This is a genomic window from Streptomyces sp. AM 4-1-1, from assembly GCF_029167625.1.
Classification (GTDB): domain Bacteria; phylum Actinomycetota; class Actinomycetes; order Streptomycetales; family Streptomycetaceae; genus Streptomyces.
Window position 1 is genome coordinate 4356873 of sequence record NZ_CP119145.1, and the last position, 12012, is coordinate 4368884.

A 12012-nucleotide genomic window follows, 5' to 3' on the forward strand; every position below is an offset into this window, starting at 1 on the left:
CGACTCCCGGCCACCGCTGCCACATCCATCGTGCCGCGATCACCGCCGGCCCTCGCGGGGCACGGCCCCGGACCGCTCCCCGTGTCGGCGCTCTCGCGACCCCAGAGAGACTTCCACTATGTCCGTGATACTAATACCGGTATAAGTATTGGGGACGTCGCATCGCAGGGAGTCACGACCATGGTGGAGATCAAGACCGACACGGCACTGGAGACGATGCGTGAGGCCGGACGCGTCGTGGCCCAGGCCCTCGCGGCCGCCCGCCGATCCGCAGCCGTGGGGGTCCGCCTGCGCGAGCTCGACGAAGCCGCCCGCACCGTCCTGACCAAGGCCGGGGCGCGCTCTCCGTTCCTGGGCTACCAGCCCTCCTTCGCCCCCACCCCCTTCCCGGGGGTGATCTGCGCCTCCGTCAACGACGCCCTCGTGCACGGCATCCCCGACGACTACCGCCTGCGCGACGGCGATCTGGTCAGCATCGACTGCGGGGCCGAACTCGACGGCTGGACCGGCGACGCCGCGATCAGCTTCACCGTCGGCACCCCCCGTCCCGCCGATCTGGAACTCATCGCCGCCACCCAGCGGGCACTGGACGCCGGCATCGCCGCCGCCACCGTCGGCCACCGCATCGGGGACATCTCCCACGCCGTCAACACCGTCGCCCGCACCGCTCGCTGCGGCATGCCGGCCGACTTCGGCGGCCACGGCATCGGCCGTCAGATGCACGAAGACCCCTACGTCCCCAACCACGGACGGCCCGGCCGCGGCTTCGCCCTGCGCCACGGCCTCACCCTCGCCATCGAACCCATGCTCATGGCCGGAGGACGCGACGACTACCGCACCGACCCCGACGGATGGACCCTGCGCACGATCGACGGCAGCCGGGCCGCCCACATCGAACACACCGTCGCCATCACCCGGGACGGTCCCCGCATCCTCACCCTGCCGTGACCTCGAACCCGCTCACACGCGTCGGCGGACGATGGCGGCCTCTCCCGGGACGAACGGGCGGCGGACACAGGCTCCCACCGGCGTCGAGCGCCCGTGCGGGCGGCCACGCGCCTTGACCGCGGAGCGGATCGCGCGTCGGCGCACACAGGACGCTCGACCGTCACCCCGTCACCCCCGTCACTCCTTGCGCAGCGCCTCCAGCTGATCCAGGAACCACTGCTGCGGCGGCAGCGCCGTCGACGCGGCGGCCAGCCGTTCGGTGCGCGACGCCCGCTCGGTGTCGTCCATCAGCAGTGCCTCGTGCAGGGCGTCGGCCGTGGCGGAGACGTCGTACGGGTTCACCACGATCGCGTCGTCGCCCAGCTCCTCGTACGCCCCCGCCTCGCGCGACAGCACCAGCACACAGCCGTCGTCCGAGACCACCGGGACCTCCTTCGCGACGAGGTTCATGCCGTCGCGGATCGGGTTGACCAGGGCCACGTCCGCCAGCCGGTACGCCGCGAGGGAACGTGCGAAGTCGTCCTTGACGTGCAGCAGGACCGGCATCCAGCCGGGCGCCGCGTACCGGGCGTTGATCTGCGCGGCCACCGACTCCACCTGTGAGGTGTAGTCGCGGTACACCGCCAGGTCCTGCCGCGACGGATACGCGAACGCCACGTGCGTCACCCGCCCGTGCCACTCGGGGTGCTCGTCGAGGAGCTGGCGGAAGGCGTGGAGGCCGCGCACGATGTTCTTCGACAGCTCCGTGCGGTCCACCCGCACGATCACCTTGCGGTCGGCGTCGCCCCCGATCTCCTCGCGCAGCGCCGCCATCCGCTGGTCCACGTCCGGCTCGTGCGCGCGCCTGCGCAGGAAGTCCGCGTCCGCGCCGAGGCCGTGCACCCCGATCCTGGTGCCGCCCGTGCCGCCCAGGATCTCCGTGCAGCAGCTGATGAACGCGTCGGCCCAGCGCCGGGTCAGGAACGCCGCCCGGTCCGCGCCCAGGATGCCGCGCAGCAGCTGTTCGGCGATGTCGTCGGGCAGCAGCCGGAAGTAGTCGACGGGCGCCCACGGGGTGTGCGAGAAGTGCCCGATCCGCAGGTCGGGGCGCAGCTCCCGGAGCATCCCCGGCACCAGCGACAGGTGGTAGTCCTGCACCAGCACCGAGGCGCCCTCGGCGGCCTCCTCGGCGAGCGCATCGGCGAAGGCCCGGTTGTACGCCTCGTACGACGCCCACCGCCGCCGGAACCGGGCGTCGAACACCGGCTCCATCGGGGTCTGGTAGAGCAGGTGGTGGACGAACCACAGCACGGAGTTCGCGATGCCGTTGTACGCGTCGGCGTGCACCTCGGGGTCGATGTCGAGCATCCGGACACCCGGCTCGCCGATCCCGCGCACGACCGCCTCGCGGTCGCCCTCGCCGAGCGCCGCGCACACCCACAGCGAGTCGGCGTCCGAGCCGATCGCCGACAGGCCGGACACCAGCCCGCCCCCGCCCCGCTTCGAGTCCAGCTCACCGTCGTCGCGCAGTGTGTACGAGACGGGGCCGCGGTTGGACGCGACGAGTACCTGTGCCTTGGCGTGCTCGGAGACCATGTCACCGAACCTAGCCCGAACCTGCTCCACCCAAACGTCCCACGTCACGCCGCGTGGCGCGATCGGTACTCCGGCATCTCCAGCATCGGCGGCCGTTCCTCGGTGTCCACGGGGTAGGTACGCGGTACGAATCCGTGCTCGCCCCGCTCGAACTGCGTGATCTCCGGGCGTACCAACGAGCCCCGGGAAAGGCGCAGTTGTGCCGTCCGGTAGATCGCCGCCGCCATCCGGCCCAGCGCCCGGCCGTCCTGGTGGCGGTGTTTGCGGACCCCGACGTCGACCTGCGCCAGCGCGTCCAGACCGACGGTGTGCAGGGCGTCGACGAGGAGGCCCAGCTCCACTCCGTAACCGACCGGGAAGGGCAGCCGTTCGAGGAGGGACCGCCGGACCGCGTACTCGCCGCCCAGCGGCTGCACGAACCCGGCCAGCCGCGGCCAGTGCAGATTGAGCAGCGGCCGGGCCACCAGTTCGGTGACGCGACCGCCCTGGCCCGCCTCGTCACCCAGCGGACGGTCGTACATGGCCTTCACGAACTGCACCTCGGGGTCCGTGAGCAGCGGGCCGACGATGCCGGAGACGAAGTCCGCGGAGAACTCCCGCAGATCGGCGTCGACGAAACAGACGATGTCCCCACTGGTGACCAGGAGTGACCGCCACAGGACCTCGCCCTTGCCGGGGGACGCGGGCAGCCGGGGCAGGATCGTGTCCCGGTGCACGACCCGGGCGCCGGCCCGCCTGGCCACCTCGGCGGTCGCGTCCGTCGAACCCGAGTCGATCACCACCAGCTCGTCGACCAGCGGGATGTTCTCCATCAGCTCGCGCCGGATCGTGGCGACGATCGCGCCGACCGTCGCCTCCTCGTTCAGCGCGGGCAGCACGACGCTCACGGTGGCGCCGCCCCCCGCGCCCCTCGGGCCGGCCGACTCGGCCCGCGCCTTGGCGGCCGGGAGCCGCTGCGCCGGACGCTCGTCGGCCGACCAGGAACGCCTGGTCAGCCAGCGTTCCACCTCTTCCAGCACGGTCGGAACTCCCTTATGTGACGCATCTCGCGGTTCGGACGACTATCTCAACAGTCCAGTGCTTCGGTTACAGTCTTGAACAACGCGGATCACCGTCGCATGTCGGGGTCGTTCCGCGAAAAAACGCCTGGATCCATGGTCCAGTGCCATACCGCTCATCCAGAGGGGCAGAGGGAACGGCCCGTTGAAGCCCCGGCAACCCTCCTGCCGACCGCGAAGGTCGGTGGGGTAGGTGCCAATTCCGTCTCGTGGCGAAACGCGTCACGAGGAAGATGAGGAAAGGGCCTCGCCATCATGGCTGTGCAGACTGTCGCAACGAACATCGATTCTTCCGTGGACCTCGGTCCCGCCGCAGCCCTCTCCTGCCGCGAGTGCGGCGAGCGATTCGAACTCGGTCCCCTTTTCGCCTGTGCGTCCTGTTTCGGGCCGCTCGAAGTGGCGTACGACCTGCCGACCGGCAGCCCCGATGAGCTGAAGAAGCGCATCGCGGAAGGGCCCGACAACATCTGGCGGTACGCGCCGCTGCTTCCCGTTCCGGCCGACGTCGCCGGGAAGCCGAACATCAACCCCGGCTTCACCAAGCTGGTCAAGGCCGACAACCTGGCCCGCGAGCTGGGCGTCACCGGCGCCCTGTACGTCAAGGACGACTCGGGCAACCCGACCCACTCCTTCAAGGACCGGGTCGTGGCGATCGCCGTCGAGGCCGCCCGCGCCTTCGGTTTCACCACCCTCTCCTGCTCCTCCACGGGCAACCTCGCGGGCGCGGTGGGAGCCGCGGCCGCCCGCGCCGGCTTCCGCTCCTGCGTGTTCATCCCGCACGACCTGGAGCAGGGCAAGGTCGTCATGGCCGCGGTGTACGGCGGTGAGCTGGTCGGCATCGAGGGCAACTACGACGACGTCAACCGCTTCTGCTCGGAACTGATCGGCGACCCGCTCGGCGAGGGCTGGGGCTTCGTCAACGTCAACCTCCGCCCGTACTACGGCGAGGGCTCCAAGACCCTGGCGTACGAGATCTGCGAGCAGCTGGGCTGGCGGCTGCCCGACCAGATCGTCATCCCGATCGCGTCCGGATCGCAGCTCACCAAGATCGACAAGGGGCTCCAGGAGCTGATCAAGCTCGGCCTGGTCGAGGACAAGCCGTACAAGATCTTCGGAGCCCAGGCCGAGGGCTGCTCCCCGGTCTCCGCCGCCTTCAAGGCCGGTCACGACGTGGTGCGCCCGCAGAAGCCGAACACCATCGCCAAGTCCCTGGCGATCGGCAACCCGGCGGACGGCCCGTACGTCCTGGACATCGCGCGCCGGACCGGCGGCGCGGTCGAGGACGTCGACGACGAGCAGATCGTGGACGCGATCAAGCTGCTGGCCCGCACCGAGGGCATCTTCGCGGAGACCGCGGGCGGAGTGACGGTCGGTGTCACCAAGAAGCTGATCGAGGCCGGTGTGCTCGACCCGACGCTCACCACCGTCGTCCTGAACACCGGGGACGGGCTGAAGACGCTGGACGCCGTCTCCCCGACGACCGGCCTGAGCGCCACGATCCGGCCGAGCCTGGACGCGTTCCGCGACGCGGGCCTCGGCAGCGCCTGAGCCCGCCGCCGCACGACGACGACCCCCGAGATCCCAGGAAGGCACCCCTCATGAGCGTCAAGGTCCGCATCCCCACCATTCTCCGTACCTACACGGGCGGCCGGTCGGAGGTCCCCGCCGAGGGCGAGAACCTGTCCCAGGTCATCGAGTCCCTGGAGCGGAACCACCCGGGCATCGCCGCCCGCGTGCTGGACGAGCAGGGCAAGCTGCGCCGCTTCGTCAACGTGTACGTGAACGACGACGACGTCCGCTTCGAGGGCGGCCTCGACGCCGTCACCCCGGACGGCGCGGGCATTTCGATCATTCCGGCCGTAGCGGGCGGCTGCTGACATCCCCGTAATACCGGAAGATCATCACCGGACCGGCCGCCATGTGATCGTCGATATCTGATCTCTCATAACTGACCAATCGTGTCCGGTCGCACATGTCCGATCATTGGATTGCCCTCTCCGAGCAACTGACGGAGGGGGCAATTCGCATGGTTGAGAGGGGTAGAGTGTGGGTAGCCCCCTCCGCTGCTCGCGGCGTCCGCGCATGTGATTGCGCCGCCGTACGACAAGAAGCAGCCAAAGTGCGCGACCCCATTGAGTGCTAAGTGGCCTTTGTCTGGCCCGGGTTGCCCTGAGTCCTCACGAATTCCCCTTGTTTCGGGTGTTCGCCCGTGCCCAGAATTCTCGTCGGATTGACCTGTTGCAGAGGGCAGTTGGGCAGATACATTCGGCCGCGGTCGACGCGTTCCGGCGCACACCCTCTCTTGTTCGGAGGGTGTCAGGTCTGACCCGGGTCCGCGAAGTGCGGATTCCGTGCAAGGGCCAGTAATAGGGGAGTTAGGCATGGCTCAGGGCACCGTCAAGTGGTTCAACGCGGAGAAGGGGTACGGCTTCATCGCGGTCGACGGTGGTGCGGATGTTTTCGTCCACTACAGCGCGATCCAGATGGACGGATACCGCACCCTCGAAGAGGGTCAGCGAGTTGAATTCGAGATCTCGCAGGGCCAGAAGGGGCCCCAGGCCGACATGGTCAAGCTCGCTGTCGGCTGAGCCGGCCGCGGCCGGTCGTCGGTCACCACATCTCTCACGCACGGAGGGCTCGTACCCCAGGGTACGAGCCCTCCGCGCGTCCGCGTGCGCCCGTCCCGTCTCCGTCACCGCGCCCGCCGGGCAGCGCGTGTTTCCGGCCGCGCGGGCCCGGGAAACGGCCGCGCATCTGTCCACAAACAGGAACGGCTGCTTGCACTCGAAGGGGTCGAGTGCTAATCATTGGCGTTAGCACTCTGACGTTGAGAGTGACAGAAGGACCGGGTCGGTGAGGCCCGCAGGCCAGGCGGGGCAAGGAACCGTCGGGCACGCAGGCCGTCCGTCGCGGGCGCCACACGGTCCGGAGCAATCCACCCCTTCCCCCATGGCATTGACATGGGAGGGACCCTCTGGGAGGACCACTTCACATGGCCAAGATCATCGCGTTCGATGAGGAAGCGCGGCGCGGCCTCGAGCGCGGGATGAACCAGCTCGCCGACGCCGTCAAGGTGACCCTCGGCCCCAAGGGCCGGAACGTCGTCCTCGAAAAGAAGTGGGGCGCCCCCACGATCACCAACGATGGTGTTTCCATCGCCAAGGAGATCGAGCTCGAGGACCCGTACGAGAAGATCGGTGCGGAGCTGGTCAAGGAGGTCGCCAAGAAGACGGACGACGTCGCCGGCGACGGTACGACCACCGCCACCGTTCTCGCGCAGGCGCTCGTCCGTGAGGGCCTTCGCAACGTCGCTGCCGGTGCCAACCCGATGGCCCTCAAGCGCGGCATCGAGAAGGCCGTCGAGGCCGTCTCCGCCGCCCTGCTGGAGCAGGCCAAGGACGTGGAGACCAAGGAGCAGATCGCTTCGACCGCCTCCATCTCCGCCGCCGACACGCAGATCGGCGAGCTCATCGCCGAGGCGATGGACAAGGTCGGCAAGGAAGGCGTCATCACCGTCGAGGAGTCGCAGACCTTCGGTCTGGAGCTTGAGCTCACCGAGGGCATGCGCTTCGACAAGGGCTACATCTCGGCGTACTTCGCCACCGACATGGAGCGCATGGAGTCGTCGCTCGACGACCCGTACATCCTCATCGTCAACTCCAAGATCAGCAACGTGAAGGACCTCCTTCCGCTGCTGGAGAAGGTCATGCAGTCGGGCAAGCCCCTGCTGATCATCGCGGAGGACGTCGAGGGCGAGGCCCTGTCGACGCTGGTCGTCAACAAGATCCGTGGCACCTTCAAGTCCGTCGCCGTCAAGGCTCCGGGCTTCGGCGACCGCCGCAAGGCCATGCTCGGTGACATCGCCATCCTCACGGGCGGCACGGTCATCTCCGAGGAGGTCGGCCTCAAGCTGGAGAACGCCGGGCTCGACCTGCTCGGCCGCGCCCGCAAGGTCGTCATCACCAAGGACGAGACCACGATCGTCGACGGCTCCGGTGAGAGCGACCAGGTCCAGGGTCGCGTCAACCAGATCCGTGCCGAGATCGAGAACTCCGACTCGGACTACGACCGCGAGAAGCTTCAGGAGCGCCTGGCGAAGCTGGCCGGCGGCGTGGCCGTCATCAAGGCCGGTGCCGCGACCGAGGTCGAGCTGAAGGAGCGCAAGCACCGCATCGAGGACGCGGTGCGCAACGCGAAGGCCGCCGTCGAGGAGGGCATCGTCGCCGGTGGTGGCGTGGCTCTGCTCCAGGCTTCCGCCGTCTTCGAGAAGCTTGAGCTCCAGGGCGACGAGGCCACCGGTGCCAACGCCGTGAAGCTGGCCCTTGAGGCCCCGCTCAAGCAGATCGCCGTCAACGGTGGTCTTGAGGGTGGCGTCATCGTCGAGAAGGTGCGCAACCTGCCCATCGGTCACGGCCTGAACGCCGCGACGGGTGAGTACGTCGACATGATCGCCGAGGGCATCATCGACCCGGCGAAGGTCACGCGCTCCGCGCTGCAGAACGCGGCCTCCATCGCCGCGCTCTTCCTCACCACCGAGGCCGTCATCGCCGACAAGCCGGAGAAGGCCGCCGCCGGCGGCGCTCCGGGCGGCATGCCGGGCGGTGACATGGACTTCTGATCCGCGAGGATCAGCAGCTCCAGCGCACCCTTCGAACGGTGCCGCCACCGGCCCCCGGGACTTTCCCGGGGGCCGGTGGCATGTCGCGTTCCGGGCCCGGTTCGGCCGCCGGTGGCCTCGGAGCCGCTGACTGGTTCAATGCGGGAATGATGGGAATCGTGTTGTCCGCCCTGGTCGCCGGGATTGTCGCCGGGGTCGTGGCCGGGATGGTGGGGCGGGAGTCGCGGCGGTCGTCGTGGCGGAAGCTGCGGCGGGCGTTGCGGCGGCAGGCATCGCGGCGCCGGGGCGCTCAGGGGGTGGGAGCCGCGCCGGTCGGCATCCCGTGCATGCTCAAGTGGGAGGCACGTTCCGCGCGCTGGCGGACCGGTCGGCTGGTGGCCGGTGAGGCCGGTTCGCTCACCTGGATTCCTTCGTGGGGGAAGCGCGAGGTCGCCCTGCCCGCCGAACTCCGCAGGACCGGGGCGCGGGCGCCCTCCGTACGCGAGGGCATGTCGTTCAACCCGAGGTCCCGGATCGTGGAGTGCGCGTCTCCGGAGGGGGACGTGCTGATCGCGGTCATGCCGGAGGAGCTGACGCGGCTGGCTCAGGCGCTGGGGAGCGAATAGGCCCGGTCCGGCCCGCACGGGTGTGTTCTGCGCCGGTCCGGCCCGCACCGGCCCGCACCGGCCCGCACCGGCCTGGACCGCGACGGTTCGGCCTGCACCGATCTGGCTTACATCTGTCGGCCTACACCTGCCCGGCCTGCGTCAGCTGGTCCGCGTCGGTCCGGTCTGCGCCTGCCCGGCCTGCGTCAGCTGGTCCGCGTCGGTCCGGTCTGCGCCTGCCCGGCCTGCGTCAGCTGGTCCGCGTCGGTCCGGTCTGCGCCTGCCCGGCCTGCGTCAGCCTGGTCCGCGACGGTCCGGCCTGCGCCTGCCCGATCTGCGTCGGCCTGGACTGTGACCGTTCGGCTGGCGACGGTCCGGCCCATCCCGGGGCGACCCATTCCGGCCCGGATCGCGGCCACCCGGGAGCGGATCTCGTCGGGCGGCAGCGTCCCGGCGGCCCAGGCGGGTGCGGGGGCCGACTCGCCCCGGCACTGGCCGCAGACGCCGTCGGTCAGGGCGTCCGGTCCGCCCGGTGCGCGGCAGAGACCGCACTCCAGCATCCGCAGCGGACGCGGTGGCGCGGCGACGGCCGTGGTGGCGGGGACGGGCTCGGGCGGCATCTTGGCGGTCAGCCTGTTCCGCAGCAGCGCGGCCGCGTGATGGACCGGAGCGGGCAGCCCGTCGGTCAGGACGTGCGTCAACCGCCGCTCGTCGAAGCCGCGTTCGAACCAGGTGGTGACCAGGGGCTCCAGCGCCGCGCACTCGGCGGCGGACACGCTCAGCGCTGGCGCGGTCCGGCCGAGCGCGGCGAGCAGGACGAACGCCCTTGACCGGGCGGGCCGTTGAGGCTCGGTCGGTACGTCGCCCCGGGTGAACGCCGCCCACCAGTCGTCGTCGCGCGCGGTGCGCGAGAAGAACGTACGCGTCACCCAGCGCGAACCGCCGGAACCGAGCAGATGCTCACGGCCCCGGCGCAGATGCCCGGCCCGCTGAAGGTGGTTGAGAGCGGTCCGCAAGGCGCACTGCCCGTACGGGAGTACCTTGGCCAGCGTCTTCACGGAGATGTCGGCGCCCTCGGGCAGCCGGTCGATGTACCCGGCGACGGCGCCCTCGCGCTGCGGCAGGCCCGCGAAGTCCCGTTCGGTGCGCGGCCCTTCACCGGACGCGGTGCGCTTCCCGTATCCGACATTCGCCATCGGGTGCGGCGGTACGCGACCGGCGGACGGGGTGGCACTAAACTGGCTCTCAGCCATGGGGATCTCGTCTCTGGATCTCGGTGGTCAGACCTCCTCCAGGTTTTACGGGCCTGGTGGGGGTCGTTTTCTTTGTCCGGGCACGGTAGAGCGCGAGCACAGTGCGTGGCAAATCGGTCGCCGTGGGTGAAATGACGGCGCGGAGGCGGCTAGTCATGCGCTAGTCGCCCCCGCTGGTCTGGGGACCGGGGAGGGTGGGCGGGTGGGAACAGTCCCTTCCACCCCTTCCGCAGAAAGAGGGCTCGGAGCGCGTGGCTTGAGCCTCGGGCTCCGAGCCTCAGGGGTGGGCGAAGAGTGTGTCGAACGTACGGGCGTGGGGGCGGGCGTTCAGGCGGACGCCGGTCCTTCGGTGGGCGCGGCGGCCGTACCCGTACCGGTGGCGGCGGAGTTGACGTTGTCGATCATTCTGCGCAGCACCTTGAGCGTGATGACGTACTCCTCGTCGCTGATGCCCTCGTGGATCTCCGCCCGCAGATCGGTGACGAGCCGCTTGATCCGGGCGTGCGCGTCCCGTCCGGCATCCGTGAGGCTCAGGCGCCGGTCGGCGTCGACGGCGAGCCAGCCCCGGTGAAGCAGTTGATCGGTGACGCGGGGCGCTTCGCGCGGGTGGTCGGTCACCGGGGCGAGTTGTTGCGCCACCGACTCGGGCGTGGGGCCGTCGCCGGCCAGTACGCGGTTGAGCGTCCACCACTGCGGCTGTGTGACGTCCACGCGGGCCATCGCGTCGCGGATGTGACTGATGACCGACCGGTGCGCGAGGCCGCCCCAATACCCGAAGGGCTGGGTCGCGAGCATGTCGTCGGTGGCGTCGGGGAGGGCGGGGGAGGGGACGGTTCGCTGCGTCATGCGGGCGGGCTCCTTGTGGCAGGACGGTCCCAGGGGCTCGGGCCCCGGGCGGGCTGTCACCGGGAACGCTAGGACGTCAACTGTGGTTCAGGTCAAAGGCGGTGGGGTGGTGGGGCGGTCGCGCGGTAGGTGGTGGGGCGGCGGTGTGGTGAGGATGGCCCCCGGCCTCGGCGCTCAGCCCCGCCCCCGGCGCTCAGCTCTCAGTCCTGGCGCTCAGCTCCGGCCTCGGCGTTTCAGCTCTCAGCCCCGCCCCCGGCGCTCAGCCCCGGCCTCGGCGCTTCAGCTCTCAGCCCTGGCCCTCGCGCTCAGCCCCCGGACCCGGTCCCGGCCCTCAGTCTCGGCACCGCCCCGGCTTCCGCCCCCGCGCCCCGGTCGCCGTCCGGCCGTCCGTCGATCAGCTGCTGGATCGCGTCCCCGTAGCGGACGACGACCGAGTTCCGGTCGGCCGTCAGGAGCACCGGGTCCTCCACCACGTGCATGCTGGTGAGCAGCCCGCCGAGCTGCGAGGCGATCAGGTGGGCGCGCAGCTCGGCGTCGCCGCCGCTCAGCCGCCGCACAAGAGGCTCGGCGAACACGTGCTCGATCGTCTCGCGCAGGGTGCGCTGCACCTCTTCCCGGTCCGAAGCCCGGAACAGCGCGGCGAGCGAGGTCACGGCCAGCGCTCCCGGCCTGGACGACGGGAGGCTCACGACGTGTTCCACGATGGCCCGGCCCATCCCCTCCAGGGGCCCCTCCATCACCTTGATCGCGGGCAGGTCGACCGTCATCACTTCGAGGAACAACCGTTCCTTCGATCCGAAGTGCCGGATGACCAGCGCGGCGTCGACCCCGGCGCGGGCGGCGACGGCGCGGATGCCGACCGCGTCGAAGCCCTCCTCGGAGAACAGCTCGCGCGCCGCCTCATGGATGGTCCGCCGGGTCACGGCCGCGGGCTGCCGGGGCTTCGACGCGCGCGGGCGTGTGGTCATGGCGGGTTGATTCCTCCGGGGATCTGCCGCCGGTCACGGGATTGGTGGCGAGAGCGGTCGGTCGTGGATGGGGGATCGGTGCTGATGAGGAGCGGTGCTGGGCGCGGTCGGAGGGGCTTCATGGCTAAGTCATCATAGATGACTTACGCTTGTCATCATTGT

The 12012-nt window shown here is 70.1% G+C and carries 11 protein-coding genes and 1 riboswitch; of the genes, 6 read left to right on the forward strand and 5 right to left on the reverse strand.

From position 1 onward, the window contains the following. Positions 1-180 precede the first annotated feature (180 nt). Entirely contained in the window at positions 181-948 is a 768-nt protein-coding gene (gene map / locus PZB75_RS18425; RefSeq protein WP_275536404.1) for a type I methionyl aminopeptidase, read from the forward strand. 177 nt (positions 949-1125) lie between these two features. Here map and PZB75_RS18430 read toward each other — a convergent pair whose 3' ends face one another. Continuing rightward, a complete protein-coding gene (locus PZB75_RS18430) occupies positions 1126-2523 on the reverse strand; it encodes a trehalose-6-phosphate synthase (protein ID WP_275536405.1) in 1398 nt (465 codons plus the stop codon). 44 nt (positions 2524-2567) lie between these two features. Continuing rightward, complete coding sequence (locus PZB75_RS18435; RefSeq protein ID WP_275536406.1) at positions 2568-3542, reverse strand: glucosyl-3-phosphoglycerate synthase; 975 nt, start codon at positions 3540-3542, stop codon at positions 2568-2570. A gap of 152 nt (positions 3543-3694) precedes the next feature. Further along, positions 3695-3821: riboswitch (SAM riboswitch) on the forward strand. A 15-nt stretch (positions 3822-3836) separates the two neighbouring features. Here PZB75_RS18435 and thrC point away from each other — a divergent pair. The 5 genes from thrC (at position 3837) to PZB75_RS18460 (ending at position 8804) form a co-directional block, all read left to right on the forward strand. Continuing rightward, positions 3837-5129, forward strand: a complete 1293-nt coding sequence (gene thrC, locus PZB75_RS18440; RefSeq protein ID WP_275536407.1) for a threonine synthase — start codon at positions 3837-3839, stop codon at positions 5127-5129. 50 nt (positions 5130-5179) lie between these two features. Then, positions 5180-5458, forward strand: coding sequence for a MoaD/ThiS family protein (locus PZB75_RS18445; protein ID WP_275536408.1), 279 nt, complete (start codon positions 5180-5182; stop codon positions 5456-5458). 504 nt (positions 5459-5962) lie between these two features. Next, positions 5963-6169, forward strand: a complete 207-nt coding sequence (locus tag PZB75_RS18450) for a cold-shock protein (RefSeq protein ID WP_003967346.1) — start codon at positions 5963-5965, stop codon at positions 6167-6169. Between the two features lie 404 nt (positions 6170-6573). After that, on the forward strand, positions 6574-8199 hold the full coding sequence (gene groL, locus PZB75_RS18455) for a chaperonin GroEL (protein ID WP_275536410.1): 1626 nt from the start codon (positions 6574-6576) through the stop codon (positions 8197-8199). 146 nt (positions 8200-8345) lie between these two features. Continuing rightward, on the forward strand, positions 8346-8804 hold the full coding sequence (locus tag PZB75_RS18460; RefSeq protein WP_275536411.1) for a hypothetical protein: 459 nt from the start codon (positions 8346-8348) through the stop codon (positions 8802-8804). 185 nt (positions 8805-8989) lie between these two features. On the opposite strand, the gene PZB75_RS18465 is transcribed toward PZB75_RS18460, so the two are convergent. The 3 genes from PZB75_RS18465 to PZB75_RS18475 all read right to left on the reverse strand — a co-directional run bounded on the left by PZB75_RS18465 (position 8990) and on the right by PZB75_RS18475 (position 11850). Next, positions 8990-9979: a hypothetical protein gene (locus PZB75_RS18465; protein WP_343286246.1), complete on the reverse strand. Its 990-nt coding sequence runs from the start codon at positions 9977-9979 to the stop codon at positions 8990-8992. Positions 9980-10363: 384 nt separating this feature from the next. Further along, positions 10364-10882 carry a MarR family winged helix-turn-helix transcriptional regulator gene (locus tag PZB75_RS18470; protein WP_275536412.1) on the reverse strand — a complete coding sequence of 173 codons (519 nt, stop codon included), beginning with the start codon at positions 10880-10882 and terminating at the stop codon, positions 10364-10366. A 305-nt stretch (positions 10883-11187) separates the two neighbouring features. Then, positions 11188-11850 (reverse strand): TetR family transcriptional regulator, encoded by a 663-nt coding sequence (locus PZB75_RS18475; protein WP_275536413.1) that lies wholly within the window; start codon positions 11848-11850, stop codon positions 11188-11190. Positions 11851-12012 lie beyond the last annotated feature (162 nt).

Coding starts and splice junctions, on each gene's coding strand:
- map (WP_275536404.1), top strand. CDS start 181: ATGGTGGAGATCAAGACCGACACGGCACTGGAGACGATGCGTGAGGCC.
- PZB75_RS18430 (WP_275536405.1), bottom strand. CDS start 2,523: ATGGTCTCCGAGCACGCCAAGGCACAGGTACTCGTCGCGTCCAACCGC.
- thrC (WP_275536407.1), top strand. CDS start 3,837: ATGGCTGTGCAGACTGTCGCAACGAACATCGATTCTTCCGTGGACCTC.
- PZB75_RS18445 (WP_275536408.1), top strand. CDS start 5,180: ATGAGCGTCAAGGTCCGCATCCCCACCATTCTCCGTACCTACACGGGC.
- PZB75_RS18450 (WP_003967346.1), top strand. CDS start 5,963: ATGGCTCAGGGCACCGTCAAGTGGTTCAACGCGGAGAAGGGGTACGGC.
- groL (WP_275536410.1), top strand. CDS start 6,574: ATGGCCAAGATCATCGCGTTCGATGAGGAAGCGCGGCGCGGCCTCGAG.
- PZB75_RS18460 (WP_275536411.1), top strand. CDS start 8,346: ATGATGGGAATCGTGTTGTCCGCCCTGGTCGCCGGGATTGTCGCCGGG.
- PZB75_RS18465 (WP_343286246.1), bottom strand. CDS start 9,979: ATGGCGAATGTCGGATACGGGAAGCGCACCGCGTCCGGTGAAGGGCCG.
- PZB75_RS18470 (WP_275536412.1), bottom strand. CDS start 10,882: ATGACGCAGCGAACCGTCCCCTCCCCCGCCCTCCCCGACGCCACCGAC.
- PZB75_RS18475 (WP_275536413.1), bottom strand. CDS start 11,850: ATGACCACACGCCCGCGCGCGTCGAAGCCCCGGCAGCCCGCGGCCGTG.